Source organism: Brevibacterium sp. CBA3109, assembly GCF_040256645.1.
Taxonomy (GTDB): Bacteria; Actinomycetota; Actinomycetes; order Actinomycetales; family Brevibacteriaceae; genus Brevibacterium; species Brevibacterium koreense.
This window is the reverse complement of the sequence record NZ_CP158281.1, coordinates 3,140,971-3,164,929: the sequence shown is the minus strand read 5'-3', so window position 1 is coordinate 3,164,929 and position 23,959 is coordinate 3,140,971. Positions and strand designations below refer to the sequence as shown.

18 protein-coding genes and 1 tRNA gene are annotated in these 23,959 nt (G+C 63.3%); 13 read left to right on the top strand and 6 right to left on the bottom strand.

Annotation, left to right across the window (positions count from 1 at the left end; translation table 11 throughout):
• Positions 1-243 precede the first annotated feature (243 nt).
• The gene (locus AAFP32_RS14510) at positions 244-1,863 is read right to left on the bottom strand and encodes a PucR family transcriptional regulator (protein WP_350269719.1); all 1,620 of its coding nucleotides are present in this window, start codon (positions 1,861-1,863) and stop codon (positions 244-246) included.
• Positions 1,864-2,047: 184 nt separating this feature from the next.
• Between AAFP32_RS14510 and AAFP32_RS14505 the strand changes: the two genes are divergently transcribed.
• From AAFP32_RS14505 to AAFP32_RS14495, 3 genes are all read left to right on the top strand, one after another.
• Positions 2,048-3,493, top strand: coding sequence for an aspartate aminotransferase family protein (locus AAFP32_RS14505; RefSeq protein WP_350269718.1), 1,446 nt, complete (start codon positions 2,048-2,050; stop codon positions 3,491-3,493).
• A gap of 226 nt (positions 3,494-3,719) precedes the next feature.
• Positions 3,720-5,096: an inorganic phosphate transporter gene (locus tag AAFP32_RS14500; RefSeq protein ID WP_350269717.1), complete on the top strand. Its 1,377-nt coding sequence runs from the start codon at positions 3,720-3,722 to the stop codon at positions 5,094-5,096.
• Positions 5,093-5,326 carry a hypothetical protein gene (locus tag AAFP32_RS14495; RefSeq protein ID WP_101620668.1) on the top strand — a complete coding sequence of 78 codons (234 nt, stop codon included), beginning with the start codon at positions 5,093-5,095 and terminating at the stop codon, positions 5,324-5,326. Before AAFP32_RS14500 ends, AAFP32_RS14495 begins: the two co-directional genes overlap by 4 nt.
• Before the next feature lie 462 nt (positions 5,327-5,788).
• On the opposite strand, the gene AAFP32_RS14490 is transcribed toward AAFP32_RS14495, so the two are convergent.
• Positions 5,789-7,621 (bottom strand): phosphoenolpyruvate carboxykinase (GTP), encoded by a 1,833-nt coding sequence (locus AAFP32_RS14490; RefSeq protein WP_101620667.1) that lies wholly within the window; start codon positions 7,619-7,621, stop codon positions 5,789-5,791.
• Between the two features lie 393 nt (positions 7,622-8,014).
• On the opposite strand from AAFP32_RS14490, the gene AAFP32_RS14485 reads away from it, so the two are divergent.
• Positions 8,015-8,087: transfer RNA gene (locus AAFP32_RS14485), tRNA-Arg, on the top strand.
• Between the two features lie 132 nt (positions 8,088-8,219).
• Entirely contained in the window at positions 8,220-9,023 is an 804-nt protein-coding gene (locus AAFP32_RS14480) for an alpha/beta hydrolase (RefSeq protein ID WP_350269716.1), read from the top strand.
• Here AAFP32_RS14480 and AAFP32_RS14475 read toward each other — a convergent pair.
• The 3 genes from AAFP32_RS14475 to AAFP32_RS14465 all read right to left on the bottom strand — a co-directional run bounded on the left by AAFP32_RS14475 (position 8,986) and on the right by AAFP32_RS14465 (position 13,162).
• The gene (locus tag AAFP32_RS14475) at positions 8,986-9,813 is read right to left on the bottom strand and encodes a DNA alkylation repair protein (RefSeq protein WP_350269715.1); all 828 of its coding nucleotides are present in this window, start codon (positions 9,811-9,813) and stop codon (positions 8,986-8,988) included. The genes AAFP32_RS14480 and AAFP32_RS14475 overlap by 38 nt on opposite strands.
• A gap of 200 nt (positions 9,814-10,013) precedes the next feature.
• Positions 10,014-11,435, bottom strand: a complete 1,422-nt coding sequence (gene argG / locus AAFP32_RS14470; RefSeq protein WP_350269714.1) for an argininosuccinate synthase — start codon at positions 11,433-11,435, stop codon at positions 10,014-10,016.
• A gap of 227 nt (positions 11,436-11,662) precedes the next feature.
• Positions 11,663-13,162, bottom strand: coding sequence for an APC family permease (locus tag AAFP32_RS14465; protein ID WP_350269713.1), 1,500 nt, complete (start codon positions 13,160-13,162; stop codon positions 11,663-11,665).
• 307 nt (positions 13,163-13,469) lie between these two features.
• Here AAFP32_RS14465 and AAFP32_RS14460 point away from each other — a divergent pair, with 307 nt between their 5' ends.
• The 8 genes from AAFP32_RS14460 (at position 13,470) to AAFP32_RS14425 (ending at position 23,101) form a co-directional block, all read left to right on the top strand.
• The gene (locus tag AAFP32_RS14460; protein ID WP_350269712.1) at positions 13,470-14,558 is read left to right on the top strand and encodes a CPBP family intramembrane glutamic endopeptidase; all 1,089 of its coding nucleotides are present in this window, start codon (positions 13,470-13,472) and stop codon (positions 14,556-14,558) included.
• A 54-nt stretch (positions 14,559-14,612) separates the two neighbouring features.
• Positions 14,613-15,077 carry a DoxX family protein gene (locus tag AAFP32_RS14455; RefSeq protein WP_101620662.1) on the top strand — a complete coding sequence of 155 codons (465 nt, stop codon included), beginning with the start codon at positions 14,613-14,615 and terminating at the stop codon, positions 15,075-15,077.
• A 30-nt stretch (positions 15,078-15,107) separates the two neighbouring features.
• Positions 15,108-15,674: an isochorismatase family protein gene (locus tag AAFP32_RS14450; protein WP_350269711.1), complete on the top strand. Its 567-nt coding sequence runs from the start codon at positions 15,108-15,110 to the stop codon at positions 15,672-15,674.
• Positions 15,675-15,838: 164 nt separating this feature from the next.
• Positions 15,839-18,166, top strand: coding sequence for an MMPL family transporter (locus AAFP32_RS14445; RefSeq protein WP_350269710.1), 2,328 nt, complete (start codon positions 15,839-15,841; stop codon positions 18,164-18,166).
• A gap of 131 nt (positions 18,167-18,297) precedes the next feature.
• Positions 18,298-19,578 (top strand): sensor histidine kinase, encoded by a 1,281-nt coding sequence (locus AAFP32_RS14440; protein WP_350269709.1) that lies wholly within the window; start codon positions 18,298-18,300, stop codon positions 19,576-19,578.
• On the top strand, positions 19,575-20,195 hold the full coding sequence (locus AAFP32_RS14435; protein ID WP_350269708.1) for a response regulator transcription factor: 621 nt from the start codon (positions 19,575-19,577) through the stop codon (positions 20,193-20,195). Before AAFP32_RS14440 ends, AAFP32_RS14435 begins: the two co-directional genes overlap by 4 nt.
• 91 nt (positions 20,196-20,286) lie before the next feature.
• A complete protein-coding gene (gene chrA, locus AAFP32_RS14430) occupies positions 20,287-21,555 on the top strand; it encodes a chromate efflux transporter (protein WP_350269707.1) in 1,269 nt (422 codons plus the stop codon).
• 67 nt (positions 21,556-21,622) lie between these two features.
• Positions 21,623-23,101 (top strand): PQQ-binding-like beta-propeller repeat protein, encoded by a 1,479-nt coding sequence (locus AAFP32_RS14425; RefSeq protein WP_350269706.1) that lies wholly within the window; start codon positions 21,623-21,625, stop codon positions 23,099-23,101.
• Here AAFP32_RS14425 and AAFP32_RS14420 read toward each other — a convergent pair.
• The gene (locus tag AAFP32_RS14420) at positions 23,084-23,668 is read right to left on the bottom strand and encodes a hypothetical protein (protein WP_101620656.1); all 585 of its coding nucleotides are present in this window, start codon (positions 23,666-23,668) and stop codon (positions 23,084-23,086) included. The genes AAFP32_RS14425 and AAFP32_RS14420 overlap by 18 nt on opposite strands.
• Positions 23,669-23,959: the final 291 nt, after the last annotated feature.

Genomic DNA, 23,959 nt, shown 5'->3' with positions numbered 1-23,959 from the left:
CGCCAACCTCGTCGCCGAGGTGCTCGCCGGGATCACCCTGCGCGAAGTCACCCCGACCGAGGACGTCGCGGACCTCGAGCCAACGGCGGGTCGAGCGCGCTCGCGATCTCATCGCAGCGCAGCAACGTCGGGCGCACCATCAGGCCACGAGAATTCGCTGCCGCTGCCGTTCACCATCGAAGAGTTCGCTGGGATGGGAACGAATGCGCTCGGACATTCCGACCGCGCTGATCTATCCCACGGTCAGCCATTCGTGCGCAGCCACAGAATGGCGACGTGGAGTGCAGTGCGTGATTCCGCATCCTCCAGCGAGACGCCGAGCCTGCGCTGCAGCTTGTCCAGTCGTGCGTACAGTGCCGGACGGGACAGGAAGCTGCTGCGGGCAAGTGCTGACTTGTTGCCGCCGTGAGTGGTCAACTGCTCGAGGAGGGTGAGCATCTCCTCACCCTCACCCCCACCCCCACTATCGGCCTCGAGCAGAGGGGCCAGTTCTGCCTCGGCGAAGGCCCGAACACTCGGATCATCGTGCAGGGATGAAAGCAGCCCCCGCAGCCTCACGTCGGAGAATCGGTAGTACTGCCGTTGTCGCAGCTCGAGTGTCGACGCGATCTCGGCCACCTGGGTGGCGGATTCGAGCCCAATGGCAGCGTCGACGATCGACTTGCTCGTCCGCCCGACTCCAACTGTGGTGTCGCGGCTGGGAAGTTCAGCGATGAGCCGCTCGAGGACTGCATCGTCATCGGCACCTGGCGGCAGCGCCACCACGACCCCGAATGAGCCCGATTGCAGACCGGCGGACAGTGTGGAGCAGCGGTGAGCGGTTGCTGCAGATACGAAATCACGGTGCAGTGACCGTTCCCGCAGTTGCAGTGTTGTCGGGTCGGTGTTCGGGCCGCGATCAACGCGCACGACCACGGGAATCATGCGGCCTCGTGGTGTGAAGCCAAGGTCCGCCGCCCGATCTCGGACCTGCTTCTCGTCGACGTCTGCCGATTCGATGATGTCGCGGACCAATCCGCCCTGAGCCGCAACGAGGAGGTCCTGTTCGTCGCGTTCGGCCATCCTCGCCAGAGTCAGAGTCTGTGCGGCGCGCTCGATGACCTGCACGGCCGCCTCGTCAGTTCCCAGACGCCCCGGCGCCAGAAGGCGGCCCCACCGTCGATCTCGCAGTCCCACCGGGGTCTGCAGCCACCGCTGCCCGTGCCCGCTGCCCTCGCCGAGGTGGTCCGTCCCCGTGCTTTCGTGTTGCTCAGTGCGTGACGAGGGTGTGTCACCGGCGTAGGCGAGCAGTCGATGTCCGACGTCTTCGAGTATGACGGGTGAGCCCAGCAGATCCGCCGTTCGATCGACGATGTCCTGGGCTCCAGCACTCTCCAGACTCAACTGTGTGAAGGCCTCGTGGACCGTGCGCGCATGCTCAACGCGGGCCAGCTGGCGATTGAGCAGTTCCTGGTGGGCGAGCTCCGTGACGCGGACGAACTTGATGCGGTGGCGCAGAATCACGATCGGGATCTCACGATCACGGGCGGCAGCGCGTACGGTTTCGATGGCTTCGTCATCAGGTCGGCCATCGTCATGGATGAGTTCGATGACAGCGCCGGAGGCGGAAGCTGATTCGAGCTGATCGAAGAAATTCGCGGTCGATTCCGGTGAAGACCGGTAGGACAAGCCGGTGCTGAGCACGAGTTCACCGCCTTCGAGGAACTGTGCGACATTCTCCGAATCGGCGATGTGCACCCATCTCACCGCACGTCCCAGCTGGTCACCACCGGCTACGACTTCGGGATCGCCACGGCGGATCTCGTCGACGTCGAGCAGGCCCGCGATCGTCAGATCGGGTGCTCGCTGTGACCAGACGTCCAATGTGCGTTTCCTTTCGCCGGTTTGAGATCGCGTGATTTACACAGTGTAAGTCTGAAACGACATATGTTGACAGGGTGTTCATGGTGATTCGAGTTCAGCTGACTCACCATTGAAGAATCAGGGCCACCTCGGCGGACTGACCCACCTCGGCGATATGAAATGAAAAGCGAAAGGATGGCACGTCATGACTGCGATCAGTGCTAACGAAGAACTCGACCATGAGGTCAACGAATCCAACTCCGACGGCTCGAAGCACGACGTGGATCTGGATCACGGCGAACGGGCGTTCACCGCTGACCAGGTACGCGTGGGTCAGCGGGCTCATGACCTCGACCGGGCACACGTCTTCCATTCCTGGCAGGCACAGGGACCCTTCGACCCGATGACCATTCTGGCTGCCGAAGGCCCCTATATCTGGGACGGAGAGGGGCAGAAGCTGCTCGACATGTCTTCGCAGCTGGTGAACACGAACATCGGGCACCAGCACCCGAGGGTCGTCGCAGCGATCCAGGAGCAGGCGGCGAAGCTATGCACGATTGCCCCGCAGCACGTCAATGATGCCCGCTCAGAAGCGGCTCGACTCATCACCGATCGGGCGCCAGGCGACCTCGACCACGTGTTCTTCACCAACGGCGGCGCCGACGCGAACGAGCACGCGATCCGCATGGCGCGCCTGCACACCGGGCGGACCAAGGTCCTCTCCGCCTACCGCAGCTACCACGGCGGCACCCAGCTGGCAGTCAACGCCACAGGCGACCCGCGTCGCTTCGCCAGCGACTACTCGGCCGAGGGCATCGTTCACTTCATGCCCGCCTACCAGTACCGTTCGTACTTCGGCGCCACCACCGAGGCGGAGGAGACGCAGCGGGCACTGCAGCACCTCGAGGACATGATCACCTTGGAGGGGCCGAGCAACATCGCCGCGCTCATCCTCGAGACTGTGCCCGGGACGGCCGGAATCTACGGACCTCCAGCCGGATACCTCGAAGGGGTGCGGGAACTGACGGCCCGCTACGGCATCGTCTACATCGCCGACGAGGTGATGGCCGGCTTCGGCCGCACCGGACGCTGGTTCGCCGTCGACCATTGGGATGTCACCCCGGACCTCATCACCTTCGCCAAGGGCGTGAACTCGGGCTATGTGCCACTGGGCGGAGTCGTGATCTCGGATGCGATCTTCGAGACCTTCCGTGACCGTGTCTACCCCGGCGGTCTGACCTATTCGGGCCACCCACTGGCCTGCGCCGCAGCAGTCGCCACCATCAATGCGATGGACGACGAGGGAATGATCGGCAACGCCGAGCGCCTCGGCCGCGACATCATCGGGCCGGCGCTGCACGAGATGGCGCAGCGTCACCCTTCGATCGGAGACGTTCGCGGAATGGGGTGCTTCTGGGCCGTTGAGCTGGTCAAGGACCGGACCACGCGTGAACCACTGGCGGCTTACGGCGGCAGCTCTCCGGAGATGAATCGGGTGATTGCGGCGATGAAGTCAGGTGGGGTGCTTCCATTCGCGAACTTCAACCGGATCCATGTCGTCCCACCACTGAACACCCCCGATACAGACGTGCGATTCGGTCTCGAGGTGCTCGATGAAGCGCTGAGCGTCGCCGACGAATACGTCGTCTGACAAGCGTGTCCTCATCAGGTCGAGTGTGAACGTCGATACATTCTCTCGCCTGATGGGGGCACATTCCCCCAGCTCACAAGTGAACGCCGGGTGTCCTAAGCGCAGCAGCGCGGAACTGTAGGTGAAGATTCGGGGGAATAGGCGGTAGACTTTTTGCTGATTGAGGTCGCTGCCCGCCAGCTAAATCATCCACGGTCCGAATTGTGTCTACGTTCAAGGTCGCTTAGTGGAAATCATCTTCGTCGTTGTGCTGGTCATCGTGCTGGCACTGTTCTTTGACTTCACCAACGGTTTTCACGACACAGCCAATGCCATGGCGACTCCGATCGCCACAGGAGCGATCAAGCCAAAGACGGCGGTCACCCTGGCGGCAGTGCTCAACCTCGTCGGCGCCTTCCTGTCCACCGAGGTGGCTAAGACCATCTCCGGGGGCATCATCAAAGAGGGCGATGGGGGAGTCCAGATCACTCCGGACTTCATCCTTGCCGGCCTCATCGGTGCGATCATCTGGAACATGGCGACGTGGCGCTTCGGCCTGCCGTCGTCGTCCTCACATGCACTGTTCGGGGGGCTGATCGGTGCCGCGATCATCGGCGCGGGCCTCAACTCCGTCGACTTCGGCGTCTTCTTGTCCAAAGTGGTCCTGCCTGCACTCGCTGCTCCGATCATTGCAGGTGTGGGTGCCTATCTGTGCACGCGCCTGGCCTATGCCATCACACGACGCAATGGCGAAGGCAAGACCGCTCACCGGGCACCGTTCAAATACGGGCAGATCTTCAGCTCCTCGCTCGTGGCTCTGGCACACGGAACCAACGATGCGCAGAAGACCATGGGCGTCATCACCCTGGTGCTCGTGTCCGCGAATCTGCAGGACCACGGAACCGGTCCTCACCTCTGGGTGATCGGAGCTTGCGCGTTGGCGATCGCCCTGGGAACTTATATCGGCGGATGGCGGATCATCGACACCCTCGGCACCAAGCTCACCACCGTCAAGCCTGCTCAGGGACTGGCTGCCGAAACCTCGACGGCCGCGGCCATCCTCGCCTCTTCCCACCTCGGCTTCGCCCTGTCGACGACGCAGGTGGCGTCCGGTTCGGTGGTCGGCTCCGGTCTGGGCCGCAAGGGTGCGGACGTGAAGTGGTCCACTGCCGGGCGCATCGCATCGGGTTGGCTGCTGACCATCCCGGCGGCCGGAATCGTCGGTGGCATCGCAGCAGGCATCGCGCACCTCGGCACCATCGGCGTTATCGTCGACACAGTCATCGCGGTCGTCGCAGTCCTCTGGATCTTCCTCAGCTCACGCAAGGTCGCAGATCCCGAGCTCTCGAACTTCGACACCGTCGGCGAGGCCGTGGGGATCCGCGGTCGTAAGCGCAAGCTGCGCAAGGACCGCAACCGCAAGCGGGCAGCCATGAAGCGTGCCTCTCGCATCGAAGCCCGAGATCAGCGACTTGCTGACAGAGTGGATGCGAAGTCCGGTGCTGGCCTTGACGACGGCGCCAGTTCCGCTGTGGGTACCAACTCCGGCTCCAGCGCTGTGCGCAATCCTGCGGCGGAGACAGATGCTGACGGGGCACACGCAGACAAGGGAGATTCGAAATGATCGAATGGAGCTCTTTCCTCATCGTTGCGGTCGCGACCTGGGTGTCAGCGATCGTGGTCATCACGCTCTTCTCCAGTGCAGTGCGGATGCGGGCAGTCCACGTCGACCTGGCTGCCGAAGGCCAGAGCAAACCCCTGCTCAGGCTCGGCTACTGGGCAGTGTTCGGCGTCTGCAGCATCGTTGTGCTCGTCGGCGTCTACCTGATCGTCCCGGCACTCCACGGCGCCTGAGTGCGTCTCTGACCTTCATTGCATTCCCGCACTTCACGGCGTTGGAGCGGCCGGTATTCCGCGACGGTTGCGGAGCCTATGCTCCACGGTGCTGTTGCATCGGCTGTCGGACCGGCCCGCACGCTCTCTGCATTCCTCCGGGCAGACAAGCCTGAACGCCGAGTGGATGCCTCCCCTGATGTTCACGGTGACATTCGCCCGTGAAGGTCACATTCGCAACCGCTAGCTCTGCATGTCTTCCCCGGAGCATCTCGTCCTACATCTGCAAAGGTGTTCATCGGTGCTCCCGGTAGGTGATGCGCTGATCCCCGAGGACGCCGCTTCCTCGCACATGAAAATCCCCCAACCACCTCGGCGATGGTTGGGGGATTCTCTGTGCGGTTCAGAACCTCACTCAGTCAGCGACGCAACAACTCAGCGACGCAGCAACTCAACGAGGCAAAGACTCAGCGACTCGAAGACTCAGGCGAGGCCCAGGCGATTGCGCAGGTTGTCGACCTCAGCGCGGAGTTCGGCAGGTACCGAATCGCCGAGCTGCTCATACCAGTCTTCGATGAGTCCGAGCTCGGTCTGCCATTCCTCGGGCTTGATCTCAAGTGCCTTGCGCAGCTGCTCGTCGGTGAAGTCGAGTCCCTCGGTGTCCAGGCCGCCTTCGACTGGGGTCAGGCCGAGCGGGCTCTCGACGGCGTCGGCGGTGCCGGTGACGCGCTCGAAGACCCACTTGAGAACCCGTGAGTTCTCGGAGAAGCCTGGCCACAGGAACGAGTTGTCCTCGTCGCGGCGGAACCAGTTCACGTAGAAGATCTTCGGCAGCTGGGCGCCCTCGGTGTTTCCGATGTCGAGCCAGTGCTGCAGGTAGTCACCGACGTTGTAGCCGATGAACGGACGCATCGCCATGGGATCGCGACGAACGACGCCGACGGCTCCGGTGGCGGCAGCGGTGGTCTCTGAGGAGAGCACCGAGCCCATGAAGACACCGTGGTTCCAGTCCTTGGTCTCAGTCACGAGCGGCATGGTCGTCTTGCGGCGGCCGCCGAAGAGGATTGCCGAGATCGGCACGCCGTTCGGGTTCGTCCACTCAGGAGCCAGCGTCGGAACGTTGGCGATCGGGGTGCAGAAGCGCGAATTCGGGTGAGCGGCTGGGGTCTCGGAATCAGGCGTCCAGTCGTTGCCGCGCCAGTCGGTGAGGTGAGCTGGCTTCTCGTCCGTCTTGCCCTCCCACCACACATCACCGTCGTCGGTCAGGGCGACGTTGGTGAAGATGTTTCCGCCGGCTTCGATGGCCCGCATCGCGGTCGGGTTGGTGGTGTAGCCGGTGCCCGGGGCGACTCCGAAGAGACCGAACTCAGGGTTGACGGCGTAGAGCTGGCCGTCGTCGCCGAAGCGCATCCAGGCGATGTCGTCGCCCAGGGTCTCGGCCTTCCAGCCGGGAATGGTGGGCTCGATCATGGCGAGGTTGGTCTTGCCGCAGGCCGAAGGGAATGCGGCGGCGATGTACTTGACCTCGCCTTCCGGGCTCGTCAGCTTGAGGATGAGCATGTGCTCGGCCAACCAGCCTTCATCACGGGCGATCGACGAAGCGATGCGCAGCGCGTAGCACTTCTTGCCGAGCAGCGCGTTGCCGCCGTAGCCGGAGCCGAAGGACCAGATGGAGCGCTCTTCGGGGAAGTGAGTGATGTATTTGGTGGGGTTGCAGGGCCAGGCGACGTCCTCCTGCCCGGCTTCGAGCGGAGCGCCGACCGAGTGCACACACTCGACGAAGGTGCCGCCATTGGCCACGATCGCGTCGAGGGCGGTCTTGCCCGAACGCGCCATGACGAGCATGGAGAGGACAACGTAGGGGGAATCGGTGAGCTCGATGCCGAACATCGGCTGGTCGGCCTCAGCATGTCCCATCACGAACGGGATGACGTACATGGTGCGTCCGCGCATCGAACCGTCGAAGAGCGGCTTGAGGGTCTCCCTCATCTCGGCCGGAGCCATCCAGTTGTTGAGCGCCCCGGCATCCTTCTCCTCGACGGAGCAGATGTAGGTGCGGCCCTCCACGCGGGCGACGTCCTCGGGGTCGGAGGCCGCGTAGAATGAGTCCTTGGTGCCGGTCAGGCGAACGATGGTGCCGGCTTCGACGAGCTGGTCGGCGATGGTGGCCTTCTGCTCATCCGAACCATCGACCCAGACGATATCGTCTGGAGTGGTGAGGGTGGCGACCCTGCTGACGAACGAAAGCACCGGCTCGCTATCGGTCGGTGCGTTCTTCAGCTGGTCAGCGACGACGTCATGGTCGAGGACAGTCATGAGTGGTCTCCTGGTCAATCGGGATTACGGGGTTCCGCCTGTCGGCTGGTACATCTCCACCGTAGGGCTCGGACGGACCGGAAAATCCTGGTTTTGAGTTCTCGGAAGATGTGCATTGGGTCACAACACCACCTCTAAAGACGCACATAGATCAAAGCAATGATGTGTTTTTGCATACGCATGATGCTTCTTTGCAAAAGGTGCAGTTTCATGAAGGCAGTGACCTCAGTATTCTCGCCAGTTCGCTCGTATCAAAGGTCCGTTGAGACGGGCCTGAGGTCTAGGATTCTCCGAATCCGCGAATGTGGCGAAGCGCACTTCCGTCGAATTTGAGCTTGGGTGATTTTGGTGTGTATAGTTGATCGAGTTGCAGGGCGAGAGTCCGGGCGACATGCGCCACTAGCTCAACGGATAGAGCATCTGACTACGGATCAGAAGGTTGGGGGTTCGAATCCCTCGTGGCGCACAGTAGGGAAGCCCCTCACCAGCAGGAACAGCTGGCGAGGGGCTTCTTTTATGAGTTCACCCTCGAAGTCCGGAGAACGGCATAGTCATTGCGGACCCCGACTCCCGGGGAGTCCAGCGCTAGGATTGAACCGTGACCGCAATCATTGCCGATGACGGCGTCAGTCTCGAGTACACGCAGACCGGAGACCCCGCCGGTCGCCCCGTGATGCTGCTGGCGGGGTTCAAGGCACCGGCGACCAGCTGGCGCTACCAGGTTCAACCGTTGGCACAGGCTGGATACGAGGTGTTCTCAGTTGACCTGCGCGGCCACGGAGGTGCCGACCACCCCAAGTCTGGTGTGACCATGGAGCGGCGTGGTCAGGACGTGGCACAAGTTCTCGAGGCTTTGGATCTGCGAAATGTTCTGCTCGTGGGCGGATCCATGGGCGGCAACACCATCTGGTCCTATCTCTCCCAGTTCGGTGCCGATCGCATCACCGGAATCGCTGTCGTCGACCAGACGCCTAAGATGCTCAACACCGCTGACTGGCCGCACGGGTATTACGGCTACGAGGAGTCCAACGTCGACACCTACTTCGCCGAGGGCATTCCTCCCACGGGGCATGGCACCCCCGTCTGGAAGCGAGGCAGGCGCATGGTGCGTCTGCTCAAGGCCATGAAGGGTGTGGATCACAAGCTCAGCCGTGGCGAGCTGGGTCTGCTGGGCGACCATGCGAAGGCCGATTGGCGTTCCGTGATCGAAGGCGCCGACGTGCCTGTGCTCTTCGTCGCCGGAGCCGAGAGCGAGCACTGGCCCTCATCGCACGCAGCCGCATCCGCAGGCCTGGCTCCGCTCGGCTCATCGGCGGTCATCCCCAACGCTGGCCATGCCGCCAACATCGAGGCGCCGGGGGCCTTCAACCAGATCCTGCTCGACTTCGCCGAGTCCCTTTAGCCGCAAGCAGTGCATTCCGCTGCTCAGGCGACAGATGCTTCACCACTTCACGCATCGTCACGCCCGAGGCTCTATGGGCGCGCGGCAGCATCCAGTCGAAGACCATCTCCGGTCGTGTGCGGGCGGTGTCGCGCAGTACCCAGCCGATTGCTTTGCGGATGAAGAATTCCGTCTCTTCCAGCATCGCATCGGAGAGACGTGAGAATCGCTCGAAGTCTCCGCGGCCTTCCCGCAGTGGTCGCAGGTGGGCCAGCAGCGCTGAGCGTCGGATCCAGAAATCGTCGTCGCTCGCCCAGCGTTCGAGCACCGGAGCAAACTCCGCATCATGTTCAGACAACGGGCCGACGGCATCACCGGCGAGTGGATCTACGAGCGCCCAGGTGCGGGACTGTCGCAGCAGTCGTTCGAAGAAGTCACTGTCACCAGCGCCGAGGTGGTCCTTCATTTGGATGAGCACCATCGCCGCCGCGCTGCGACATTCATAAACCGGAGTCGCACTTCCGCTCGGCTCCAACTCCGGAGAACTGCTGTCAGGTCTCTCGTGGTCATTCATGCCGAGGTCACCCGCAGAGTTCCAGAGCTCCTCGGCGAGTTCGATGACTCCGTCGTGGTCAAGATCCGCCATCCGCAGTGCATTGTGGACCACTGCCCGAGTAGTGGGCACGCCGACGCCGTAGTGGACGAGTCCGCTCTTGAGGTAGGCGCGGTCCTTCGCCGCGCGTGCGGAACTGCCACGAGCGCGAAGTTCCGAGTCGATCACCTCGGCGAGGGAATGCGGGGAGCAGGGCATGCCAATGATCATCTCATCGGCTGGTGCGCATTGCCTGCCGCCCACGGTCAATGTGAGCGCCTCAACGAGTCGGCGTGAATGAACTCAGCAGTTGGTGCATTCACTTCGAAATCTGGTGTGAAATCGAAGCGGATGCACCAACTGCTGAGGATCGCCTGCAGTTCAGAGTCTGCTGTGCAGTAGGTACTGACGGTTCCTGGTCAGTCGGTGCCGGTGTCGAAGGCGGCGGAGAGGCCGGCACGGTCGCTGGCCGCGTCGACGTCGGCGGTGGAGTTCGCGATCTCCTCGGCGCCACCGGCCTCAAGGGAGCCGATGAGTTCAGAGGTCGGACCTGAGACGATGCCCATAGCGGCGTACTGCTCGAGACGGGCACGCGAGTCGGCGATGTCGAGGTTGCGCATGGTCAGTTGGCCGATACGGTCCTCGGGGCCGAAGGCGGCGTCGCCCACGCGCTCCATTGACAGCTTCTCCGGGTGGTAGCTGAGGTTGGGGCCAGTGGTGTTGACGATCGTGTAGTCGTCACCGCGGCGCAGGCGCAACGTCACTTCGCCGGTGATCGCCGAGGCGACCCAGCGCTGCATCGATTCGCGCAGCATGAGTGACTGCGGATCCAACCAACGTCCCTCGTACATGCGCCGACCCAAGCGGCGCCCCTCTTCGTGGTAGAGCGCGATGGTGTCTTCGTTGTGAATGGCGTTGAGCAGACGCTCATAGGTGATGTGGAACAGTGCCATGCCGGGAGCCTCGTAGATGCCCCGCGATTTCGCCTCGATGATGCGGTTCTCGATCTGGTCGGAGACGCCGAGTCCGTGACGGCCGCCGATCTCGTTGGCCTTGAAGACCAGGGCGACAGGATCGTCGTACTTCTGACCATTGATCGACACGGGACGACCAGCCTCGAAGCCGACAGTGACCTCTTCGGTTGTGACCTCGACGTCGTCGCGCCAGGCCGCGACGCCCATGATCGGTTCGACGATGTCGAGTCCGGCATCGAGGAATTCAAGCGTCTTGGCCTCGTGAGTCGCGCCCCAGATGTTGGCGTCGGTGGAGTATGCCTTCTCGGCAGAGTCACGGTAGGGGTAGCCGTGTTCGACGAGCCATTCGCTCATCTCCTGGCGTCCGCCCAGTTCCTCGACGAAGTCCGAGTCGAGCCATGGCTTGTAGATGCGCAGCTTCGGGTTGGCCATCAGGCCGTAGCGGTAGAAGCGTTCGATGTCGTTGCCCTTGTAGGTCGAGCCATCGCCCCAGATGTCGACGCCGTCTTCCTTCATGGCGCGCACAAGCATCGTGCCGGTGACCGCACGGCCCAGAGGGGTCGTGTTGAAGTAGGTCTTGCCGCCGGAGCGGACGTTGAAGGCACCGCACTGCAGGGCGACGAAGCCCTCTTCGACCAACAGGCGCTTGGCGTCGACGAACCGGGCGATCTCTGCACCGTATTCCTTCGCGCGCTCCGTCACGGAGTCGAGGTCGGGCTCGTCGTACTGGCCGATATCGGCCGTGTAGGTGCAGGGAATGGCGCCCTTGTGACGCATCCATGCGACCGCGCAGGACGTATCCAGTCCGCCGGAGAAGGCGATTCCAACGTGTTCACCGATTGGGAGTGCAGACAATACTTTCGACATGCTGACCAGCTTAACCGTCGGACCAGCTCATGTCGAATTGTTATACATGGACATGTATTTTTATGTGGTTGAGTGGAGGATCCCGACCCTCGCCGAGTTGGCCTGCACTGCCGGGCAGCTCACTGCGTGGAAACGAGCGGACCACTTGGCTTCGCAGGGACACCCTATAGCGGGTCCGCTCGAAACTAAGTGGTCCGCTCGGCGTTCGGCGACCCGTGGGCTGGATCTCAGCGATTCGAGCGGTGGGAGCGGATCGCCTCGGCGACGGCGATGGCGTCACCTTCGGGGGCGTCGGACTGCCGGTCCGGACGGGCGGTGAAGAGATAGACGACCCCGACCACGAGCACCACGACGAGGCCGAGAAGCACGATCCAGTCGGCGAAGAACGAACCCGAGTCGCCGGGCAGTGCCAACAGGATCATGGCGAAGATCCCATAGGCCAGCGCCGCGATGTTGACGATGATTCCCCAGCCCCGCAGCGACCACGGGCCTGCGGGCCTCCAACCCTTGAAGCGCTGCCGCAGCGCGCCGAGGACGACCATCTGGAATGCGAGGTAGATGCCGAGGATGGCGAAGGAGGTGACCGCAACGAGGATTCCATCATTGAACCAGATCAGCACGCAGATGAGGGCGGGGGTGATGCAGGCGACGATGAGGGCGTTGCGAGGGACCTTTGTGCCGTCGGTGACCTTGGACAGCCACTTGTGACCTGGCATCATCCCGTCGCGGGCGAAGCTGAATATCAGGCGCGAGGCCGCGGCCTGGAGGCTGAGCACACAGGAGATGAATGCGGTGATTGCGACGAGGAGGAAGATCTTCGCCCCGACCGTGCCGAGGCTGCCCTGGAGGATCGCGGGAATGGGGTCCTCGACCTGACCGGCCACGATCTCGTCGAGGTTCGGGGCTGCCAGCACGTAGCCGCCGAATGAGAACAGGGCCGAGACCGCGCCGACGAGGATCGTCATGAGCATGGCCTTGGGGATGCCGCGGGCCGGATCGGACACCTCTTCGGCGACGTCGCCGCAGGCCTCGAAGCCGTAGAAGAGGAAGAGTCCGGCGACCGCAGCGCCCATGAATGCGGCGGCGTAGCTGCCATCACCGGCGGTTCCCATGGAGTCGAAGAACACGCCGAAGCTGTGCTTGCGTTCGAAGATGAGCAGGAACAGGCCGAGGCCTATGACGCCGATGAGTTCGGCGAACAGGCCGATGCGTGCGATCCGGGCCAACCACTTGGTGCCGCTGAAGTTGATGGCCAGGGCCAGGACCAGCAGGCCCAAGGCCAAGAGAAGGGTGGTGTTGCGATTCAGTTCGAAGCCGAACAGACTCGACACGAATCCGGCACCGAACTCCGCCACCGAGGTGATGGTGACGATGAGGGCGCAGATGTAGACCCACGCGGCCATCCAGGCATACCGCTTACCCCACAGTCTGCGTGACCAAGGGTAGATCCCACCGGCGATGGGGAACTGGGAGACGACTTCACCGAAGACCAGGGCGACCAGCATCTGGCCGCACGCGACGATGATGATCCACCACATCGATGGTGGTCCGCCGGTGGAGAGGGCCACAGCCATGAGCGAGTAGACGCCGACGAGCGGGGAGAGATAGGTGAAGCCGAGGGCGAAGTTCGCCCAGGGGCTCATCGATCGTTCGAAGGAGTCCTCGTAGCCGAGGACCGAGAGGTGATCGGAGTCGGAGAGATGTGATTTCGGGGAATGTTCGGTCATGAGATTGCGCCTTTGCACGAATCGACGGTGATTCAACGGTGTTCATCGTATCTCAGAATATGGATGGTCGAGGACGGGAGGGGAGTGAGACGGGAGGGGAGTGAGACGGGAGAGGAGCGAGAACAGGAGCACTGCTTCGGCAGAGGCGAATCGACACGGGGGTCTCCCTCGGCCGGATGGGCGAGATCGATTTCAGTCACACGGCGGAGGTGCACGATCGGCCGACAACGTAGGTTGGATGATGAAAGCAGCACAGACAGCAGAGTGGACCCAAAAGGCAGCGTCGGTGCAGGACTGAGGAGGAACCGTGAGCACGGGAACGGACAGAAGCGACAACGCCACCGTGGGCACAGAGCCCGCAGCCACCTCGGTGGGGGAGGACGTGGACCCCAAGGGCCGACCGCTGGCGATCGTGCCGGCTCAGGTGCCGTGGCTCGAGGTCGCAGTCTTCGGTGTAGTGGCAGCGGTTCTCGCCTGGGTTGCGTGCCTGCCCCTGTGGTTGAGCGGTGAAGGGTTGGGCAATCCACTGCTCGTGCAGGTGTCGGGAATGGCCATGATGTTCACCCCGCTGATCGCTGTGATCGTGGCGATGATCATCCAGCGCCGTCGCACCGGTGAGCCTCGGGCCAGCATCGTCAGGTACCTCGGCATCTGGCCGCTGCGTCCCTTCGGCCGGGTTCTCGGGATGACCGCGCTCGCCTTCTTCGGGATATTCGTGCTCGTGGCCGTGGCCTACCTGCTGGGCGCAGCCTTCGGATGGATGCAGGTTGACCTGCTGGGTCTCTCAGGGTTCAAGGCTCAGTTGGCGCAGCTGCCCGGGCTGGACGAGATCCCGCTGGTCGTGGCTGTCATCGGCTACCTTGTGATCATGGCGCTGGGATCACTGCTCAATGTGATCGTCGCCTTCGGCGAGGAGGTCGGCTGGCGAGGCTGGCTGCTGACGAGCCTGCGTCCACTCGGCACCTGGCCCGCGCTCCTCATCGTCGGAGTGATCTGGGGCCTGTGGCATGCACCGCTGATCCTGCTCGGATACAACTTCGCGCGCCCCGACATCACGGGGCTGGCCTTCATGGTCGGCGGCTGTGTCATGGTGGGGATCCTGTTCGGCTGGCTGCGACTGCGCACGGGTTCGGTCTGGCCTGCCGTCGTCGCACATGCTGCGCTCAACGGTTCGGCGGGGATGCTGCTCGGGCTGTTCATCGACGGATCCGCCTCAACCCCGGACATGGCCTTGGTCTCGTTCTTGGGAGTCTCCGGTTGGATCGTCTCCGCAATCGTCATCGCCGTTCTCTTCGCCACGGGCCAGTTCCGGAAGCGACCAGAACTGGGCATCAAGCAACCGAAGGCTCCCGTGGCGCCTGCAGCCCCCGTGGCGCCGCACGACGAGGCGCTTTGAGGCTGAGCTCAGGCATCCGTTAAGCTCAAAACCCCAAACCTGAAGGAGAATCCCATGGCACTAGGATCATCGTTGCTGCAGACAGCAGGACGCGTACTCACCTCACCGATCTTCATCACCGGAGGATATTCGGCACTGACCAACCCCGGCGGTCGTGTCGCGGCTGCCTCTCCGACGCTCGATGCGATCCGCGAATACGTGCCGATCCTTCCCGAAGACGATGAACTCCTAGTCCGTGCCAACGGCGGACTCCAACTGCTCGCCGGAACCACCATGGCGCTGGGCATCAAGCCACGACTCTCCGCGCTCGCACTCGCCGGATCTCTGGTGCCGACCACACTGGCCGGCCACGCCTTCTGGGACATGGACGGTGCCGACGCTGCCGCTCACAAGACTCACTTCTCGAAGAACGTCGCAGCATTGGGTGGGCTCCTCCTCGTCGCCGGAGCCGGCGCCACCAAGAAGGCGGCCCGGAAAGCGGCGAAGAAGGCTCAGAAGAAAGCCCTGAAGCAGAGCTGACAATCCCGCGTCAGCGCCTATGCTCGAGGTATGGCGAAGGCACTTCTCATCGTGGACATCCAAAACGACTTCACCGAGGGCGGGGCGCTCGGCGTGGACGGTGGTGACGCCGTTGCCGCCGAGGTGACCCGCTTCCTCGGCGCCTCTGCAGGTGACTATGACGCGATCATCGCCTCCCGCGACTGGCATGATGCCGACAGCGACAACGGTGGCCACTTCAGCCAGAGCCCCGATTTCGTTGATTCCTGGCCCGTCCACTGCGTCGCGGACACCGAGGGCGCCGAATACGATCCTCTGCTGACCACAGATGCCATCACCCATCACGTGCGCAAGGGTCAGGGCACTCCCGACTACTCCGCTTTCCAGGGGACAACGGATGCTGGGGAGCGCCTCGGCGACCTGCTGAAGAGCCTCGACATCGCCGAGGTGGACGTCGTCGGCATCGCCACCGACCACTGCGTCTGCGCTACCGTCCTCGACGCGCTGAAGGGCGGATGGTCCGTCTGTGTTCGCCAGGACCTCATCGCTGGTGTCGGCAAGGACTCATCCATGCTGGCTCTGGCTGAGATGGACGCCGCAGGAGCGACGATCATCTGAGACACCTGCGGTGGCGGGTACGGAGATCGAGCCGGCTGACGAAGTGTTTATGCAGGTCACGGTGGTGATTGCCGCAGGTGATGCACTTTCTCCATCTAAAGTTGCAGGTTTAGTCTGAACTCCTAGGCGATGTTTCCAGCTCTGAGAATTGATGAGCTAGAGACATGAACACAACACTCACGAAAAGCGCGAACACGCTCGTGTCGAAGCGCGGGTCGTGGTTCGTCCTCGGCGGGGTCGTCATCCTCGTCACCCTCCTGTTCGGACTCCTGTCCGGGGCAGGCGAGGACCGAGCCAACGAATCAGCTCCGGCCGATGCCGAATCCACCCAGGTCGACCAGCTGTTGAAGAAGTTCCCGGGCGCCAACAAGCAGTCGGTCATGGTCGTTGCCTCCCACGACGACGGCTCGAAACTGAGCTCGAGCGAACAGACCGACTTGGGGAAGCTGGGCGGCTCGCTCGGCGACTACATCGACTCCTCAGGATCGTCTGACTCCTCTGCCAGCGGCGACGCATCCAAGGCGACCGGCCCGATTATGAGCGACGACGGCAAGGCCGCACTGCTCATGGTCCCCATCGAGGTCGGACTGACCAACAGCGACACCGCTGAGACCGTCGAGGGACTTCGTGACTTCATCGCCGGCGATTCGGTAGCCGGTCAGCTCGAGGACTCGGGAATGTCCCTCCTGGTCACCGGTGGTCCCGCGATCGGCGCCGACATCGCTTCCGCGTTCGGCGGTGCAGATTTCACACTCCTCATCGTGACCATCGTCATCGTCGCGCTGCTGCTCATCATCACCTACCGCTCACCGATCCTATGGCTGCTGCCGCTCATCGTCATCGGCACTGCCGACGGCCTGGCATCCACTGTGACCGCGGCCGTCGGCGATGCCCTCGATCTGCAGTTCGACGCGGGCATCATCAGCGTCCTGGTCTTCGGCGCCGGAGCCAACTACGCGCTCCTGTTCATCTCCCGCTACAGGGAGGAACTGGGCCGCGAAAACGATCACCGCATCGCGCTGGGCTCCGCGTGGACCCACACGGCGTCGACGATCCTCGCGTCAAACCTGACCGTGGTCCTGTCCCTGCTCAGCCTCGTCTTCGCCGTGATCCCAGGAACCCGGGGACTGGGCATCACCGCCGCAATCGGCCTCATCATCGCCGCAGCCGCCGTGCTCTTCGCACTGCCACCGGTCCTCGCGATCTGTGGCAAGGGCGTGTTCTGGCCCTTCGTCCCCAAGGTTCAGGAGGCCACTGACGAAACTGCCGCTGACGAGACTGCCGCTGACGAAACTGCTGCCGACGAAACTGCCGGAACGAAGCCCGCAGCGAAATCCTCCATCTGGCGCAGAATCGCGACTCGCGTGGTCAAGAAGCCGGGCATCCACCTCGGCGCCGGAATCATCATTCTCGGCATCATGGCCACAGGGCTCATCGGCACTTCGGTGGGGCTGGACCAGTCCGAGAAGTTCCGCGTGCAGTCCGAATCGGCACAGGGCCTCGACGTGTTGGCTGATCATTTCCCTCCCGGCGAGTCACAGCCGATCTGGGTTGTCACCGACTCGGCGCATGCCGATCAGGTCGCGGACTCCGTGGCAGACATCGACGGGGTCGTACGTGCCAACGTCACCGACGAGACGACGACCGGGGGAACCTCGATCGCGAAGGTCATGGTCACCGGCGAATACGAACCGGACAGCCCAGCGGGCCTCGACCTGGTCACGGACATCCGGTCAGACGTCCACGCGATCGACGGTGCCGACGCACAGGTCGGCGGCGCGGCGGCAACCGAACTCGATGCCCGCGACGGCAATGCTCAGGACTTCCTGACCATTGCACCGCTGATCCTGGCCATCAGCTTCATCATCCTGCTCGGCATCCTCCGTGCACCCCTCGTGGCGGGAACCCTGCTCGTGGTCAACGTGGCGTCCTCGGCCGCAGCGATCGGCCTCGGCGCATTCCTCAGCCGAACGATCTTCGGCCAAGCGGCACTTGATGCTCAAGTTCCGATCCTCGCGTTCCTGTTCCTCGTGGCATTGGGCATCGACTACTCGATCTTCCTGTCCCACCGGGCGAAGAAGGAATCGGTTGTCCACGGCGCCCGCCAGGGCATGATCGAAGCCGTCAGCCACACCGGCGGCGTGATCACCAGTGCCGGCATCGTGCTGGCCGGAGTGTTCGCGGCCCTGGGCATGCTGCCGCTGATGGTCCTGGGTCAGCTGGGACTCATCGTCGGAGTCGGCGTCCTCGTCGACACCGTGCTCGTACGCACGGTCATCGTCCCGGCTATCTTCGGTCTGGCCGGCAACCGGATGTGGTGGCCCAACAAGGCGATCACGCACTCGGAGCACAAGTACGCCGATGCAGCTGCTGCCGCGGCCGGTGACGAAGAGACTCGGGGCGGCCAGACAGATCAGTCCGAGGGAACCCACATCCTCGCCGAATCGGACCAGAACGAAGCCATGGCCCCAGCAGGCCACGGCAGGCACTGACACCGGCCCTGGCATTGGCACTGGTTGTCAGCACCATTGTCGGGGCCAGGGTTCGGTTCTGACGGGCCCCAGCCCAGTCGAAAGGCGCACGCGCCCGCCGCAGATGTGATTGAGTTGGCAGGAAGAACGACGTGCAGGAAGGTGAAACCGTGGGCACACGCGGGTGGACAGAGAGAACCATGGAGATCGGCCAGCACGCGATGGCGCTGGTGCTCACCGTGATCTCGTGCATCCGCGCGATCGGCGGGGGAGCGGCACCCCTGGCCGCGATCGCCGTGAGCATCGTCTTCCTCGCCTGGTACGCCCTCGGCGCCGTGCGAGCTGCCCGCAGCGGTGCGATCGTTCTGGCCAAATGGTGGCTGTTGGTGCTGGCCATCGCCTGGCTGTGCACGTTGCTGGTCTCCGCCGAGTTCATCTGGATGGCCTTCGTCCTGTGGCTGCTTGCCGGACACCTGTTCTCGATGCGCATCGCCGTGGTCTTCACCGCTCTGACTTATATCGCAACGGTTGTGGCGCCCCTGGCCCATTACGGCGAGGTCCAGACCGCGAGCATCATCGGATCGCTCATCGGCGCGATCTTCGCCCTGGGACTGTCCCGCGGCTACATCGAACTCCTGCGCGAGGGCCGCAGACGCGAGGAGCTGCTGCAGTCCTTGGAGGTGGCCCACCAGAATCTGCTCGACCTGCAGGACGAGCTCGCCCTGACCCAGCGTCACGCCGGTGAGATCCAGGAACGCACTCGAGTCTCCCGCGACATCCATGACACGATCGCGCAGGAGATCTCGTCGATCCGTCTCATCGCCCACGCCGAGGTGGACAAGACCACCGATGAACATGCCAGCCAGGTTCTGCGCCAAGTCGAGGATCTCGCGGCACAGAGTTCGCGCGACGTGCGCCGGATCATTGCCGCACTCGCCCCGGCCGAGCTCGAGGACGGAGCGCTGACTGCCGCCATCCGTCGTCTGCTCACCCGCCTGGAGGCCGACACCTCTATCCGCGGCCGCGTCGAGGTCGACGAGTCCGTGCCCTCGCTGCCCGCCGAGGTGGAGGTTGCGCTGCTGCGGACCGCGCAGTCCGCGCTCGCCAACGTCAGACAGCACTCTCAGGCCTCGCGGGTCATGGTCAGCCTCATGGATCTCGACGGGTCGATCCGCATGGACATCGTCGACGATGGTGTCGGCATGGCCGATCCGGAATCGCGACAGCGCGAGTCGGAATCCGGATTCGGCCTCGATTTCATCGGCTCGCGGATGCGTGAGCTGGGAGGCGAGCTTGTCATCGAATCGACGCCTGGTTCGGGCTTCGCGATCTCGGCCACCCTGCCCAGCAATCCGAGACCGACCTCCCGCCAGCACAGCCTCGGCGAGGCTGATGACATCAGAGAAGAACGCACACAAGGAGACAGCGCATGACGATTCGAGTGATCCTCGTCGATGACCACCCGGTGGTGCGGGCGGGCCTGCGGTCCGTCATCGACGCTCCCGACCACATCACCGTCGTCGGGGAGGCCAGCAGCGGCGAAGAAGCGCTGGCCGTGGTCGATGAGCTCGAACCCGATGTGGTGATGTGCGATCTGCGTCTGGGGGAGGGCATCGACGGCATCGAGGTGACGAAGCGGCTGAATGCGCGACCGAAGAAGCCCGCAGTTCTCATCCTCACGACCTTCGACAACGATGCTGAGATCGTTGCCGCCCTCAATGCGGGCGCGGCCGGCTATCTGCTCAAGGACATCAACCCCGAGGACATCTCGACCGCGATTGAGAAGGCCTCACGCGGTGAGACCTACCTGCCGCCCGAGATCTCATCGAAGGTCGTCGCCGCGATGCGCAATCCCGGCCCGAAACTGACCCGAAGGGAACGCGACGTGGTGAAGCTGCTGGCCACCGGTGCCTCGAATGCGCAGATTGCCCAGGAGCTCTTCGTCACCGAAGCGACCGTGAAGAGTCACCTGGTCAACGTGTTCACCAAGCTCGGCGTCGACTCTCGATCGCGTGCTATCCGCGTCGCCGAGGACCAGGGGCTGGTGTAGCTGCTGGCAGGGCGAGAGTTGGCCTGAAATTCATCGATGTTCTCTGTCGCGATGCCGGTCTGCCGGAGCCGCTGCCACCAGAATGGTGAGTATGGGCGAAGTGATGGCAGACGTGGGGAATGAGCGCAGGCATCCCGGCACGATCGCGGAAGTGTTCTGGGCGTTCCTGCGTCTTGGCGTGACCTCGTTCGGTGGCCCGGTCGCGCATCTCGGGTTTTTCCGTGAGACCTTCGTCGCCCGTCGGAAGTGGTTCTCCGACGGGGCCTACGCGGACCTCGTGGCACTGTGCCAGTTTCTGCCTGGACCCGCCTCAAGCCAGGTGGGCATCGCGATCGGACTGCAACGGGCAGGCATCGGCGGTCTGCTGGCTGCCTGGTTCGCCTTCACCATGCCTTCGGCCATCGTGATGGTCGCCTTCGCCTTCGGCATCGCCTCTCTCGATGGTGACACAGGCCTGGGTTGGCTGTATGGGCTGAAGGCCGCCGCGGTCGCCGTGGTCGCTCAGGCGGTGCTGGGGATGGCGAAGAACCTCACCCCGGATGCCAAACGCGCCACCATCGCCGGGGCCGCGATGATCATCATCCTGCTGATCCCGAACCCATTCGTGCAGGTTGCGGCGATTGCGTTGGGAGGTGTCATCGGACTGGTCTGGCTGCGTGGGGAAGCCGTTGGAGAGGCTGGCGGTCAGAATTCGGATGCGAGTGGACGGCCCGGTGGGGACAACGTGCGACAGGACTTCGCAGTGCGCATCTCCCGTCGGGTCAGTGTCGCCGCGCTGACCGCCTTCGTGCTGCTGCTGGTGGCGCTGCCGATCCTGACTGCAGCGACCGGAGATACGAGTCTGCGCTTGGTCGACGTCTTCTACCGCGCGGGCGCGCTCGTCTTCGGCGGCGGTCACGTCGTGCTGCCTCTGCTGGAGGCAGAGACGGTCGCGACCGGTCTCGTGGGACACGATTCGTTTCTTGCCGGGTACGGCGCTGCACAGGCGGTGCCGGGACCGCTGTTCACATTCGCAGCGTTCCTCGGGGCCTCGATAACATCAGGCCCGACGGGGCTGGTCGGCGCCGGCATCGCCTTGGTGGCGATCTTCCTGCCGGCAGCTCTCCTGGTCATCGCTGCTCTGCCTTTCTGGGAGCGTCTTCGTCGCGCACCGTTGGTGAGGCGGGCGCTGATGGGGGTCAACGCTGCCGTTGTGGGCATACTCGCAGCCGCCCTCTATGACCCGGTATTCACCCAGGGCATCACGTCACCTGCCACGCTGGCGCTGGCGGTCGCAGTCTTCATCGCCCAGGTGAAGTGGAAGCTGCCGGCATGGGCCGCCGTCATCGCCGCCGGGCTGATCGGGTTCGTCCTTCTCTGATTCCCCGACTGGGGCTGAAGCCGCGCGCCGCGACATATGATCAGGACATGACCTGGAGAACCGAACGATGAAGTGGAAATCAGCCTTCGCAGTGGTGACGTTGCTGCTGGTCCTCAGCGGGTGCAACGCCGCACCACCGCAGGAAGAAGAGGCGCCGTCTCCTGAGACAGCTCCCACGCTCGCCGACCCGATCGCACTCGACTACCACGCGACCCTGGTCGTCGACGATGGAGCCGGACATGCGCTTGTCACTGACTGGTCTGCGGAAAAGCTGCGCGCGATCGACTTCGCCGGCGATGAACTGTGGAGTATTGATGCCCAGCTCAATGACGACCTGGGCGGCGGTGCCCAGGCCTACTCCGTAGGAGAGAACGTGGTCATCAACGACCAATCGGGCGAAACCACAGCATACTCCTGGGACGATGGCAGCGAAGCTTGGTCATTCCAGATCCCGGAATCACCGAACGTCTGTCACCCGGCACAGGGATTCGCCTCACAGACGACAGGAACCAGCCCCATCCTCAGCGACGATGACCTGATCATCCTTGCATACCAAGGAGTGCTCGAAGACGATGGTTGCGAGCCGACCTCGGAGAACGGGAACGCATTTGTATTCGCCCTCGATCCTGCAACAGGCGAAGAAGCATGGCCGTCGCTGTCGACTGGACCTGAGGGGAAGACCTTCGGAGGCACCCCGATCCATGTGTCGCCCGATCGGCGGTACGGCATCGTGTCCTGGCAGGACGGAGACGAATCGATGATCACCCGAATTGCGCTGGACACTGGTCGGCACACGAGCGTCCCCATCACCTCGGCACGCTCCAACGACGACACCGGAGTCGACTACTACGACGTATTTCCAACGTCCGACCCGACGTCACTGCTCTACGTCTACGGTTCGGAGGACCCGGATGATCCGTACAGTTCGATGGTAACCAGGGTGGCGAAGCTGACGCTTCCCAGCGAACTTCCCGACTCAGATGCAGCGACGTTCGACGGTATCGACGAACTACAGGGCCTCACAATGGAGGACACCTTCGACTCAGTCTGTGCGACAGATCTGGTCTTCACTCCGGATGGCGAGCCCGCATGCATCCAACCCCAGCTGTTCGCCTCGGCGGTCAAATACCAAGGCTCGGATGGATCACCACAGGGATGGTCCGCGGATGCCCCCGAAATGGCGCTGGAATCGATCGGGACCTACGGGACACCGCAATATTTTCCGGTCGACACCAAAGATGGAACTCTGCTGGTCGTGCCGGGGAACGAATCGGGCATCATGGCGTTGAACGCGGAGACGGGAAAGACCGTCTGGAAGGCAGGCGACACCACAAGCGATATGCCCTGGGGCGGGCAAGGAGTGCTTCCGGAGCTCGACCTCGTCATCGTCACCGATAGCAAGAAGACGAGTTTCTACGAATCTGAAACGGGCAAACTCGTCGACGATCATCCCGCCAGCGAGTATGCTCGGCTGAGCTCTGGACAGCGTGTTGCACTTGTGGCCGACGAGGAGTCGACAACGATGTGGTCAGTGGTCGAGGCCTGACGGCTTGGTGAGGCTGTCTGTCTGCAGTCGAGGTAGGTGGCCGTCATCTGCTGGTGCACGCAGCTGTTCGAACGTCGCGAAGAGAGGCCAGAACTGGCTGGGAGGAAGCGGTGCTCCTGACAGTGAGGCTTCGAAGTAGGTGAGGTGGGTCAGCCAGCCGGTCAGGTATGAGTCGATGAGCTCTCCGAGACCAGAGTGTTGGAGGACCAGCGTCGATGCTGTGTTGTTGCCGGTATTTCCGGCGCGATCATTGGTGTCGAAAGTGCGCAGAGACAGGCGGCTTGGGGGATCATCGGGAAACTCCCATGACAGCTCCGCGGTGCTGGTGTGAGAGGGGCCGTCGTCGTGGGTCGCGGACAGAACATTGGAGCGGCAGAGGTACCCATCGTCATGATCGACGATGATCTCGCCGCCGACCCGAGCATCGAACGTTTTGGGCTGCCCCAGCCATTCGTGCACCGTCTCAGCATCCGTAAGATGCCTCCACGCCGAAGACTGGGCATGGGGGAGCGACCACTCGATGGTCAGAACGTCGGCAGGGCGATCCACATGAGCGCTCGTCAGCATTGTCGAATTCTCCTCGCTGAGATGTTCGTTCGTTCCCAGGGTAGAGGTGGGACCGCCAGAAGAGCCATAGGCCAAGCTCGAGACTTGCACGTCCGCCACGTAGGGAACGAGCCGCCATCGCCATGATGTAACTTGAATAACTGATAAGTAACCGATTGCGATGACGGGCCTGGTGGTAGGCTTGTCACCCGACGCGATGTGGTTCGGATTGTGCTCTGGAATGCGAACTCGACTGTGCCGGTTCCTCTCCTGCAGGTAGGCTCTTCCATGCAGATCGGCAGACCATGCAGA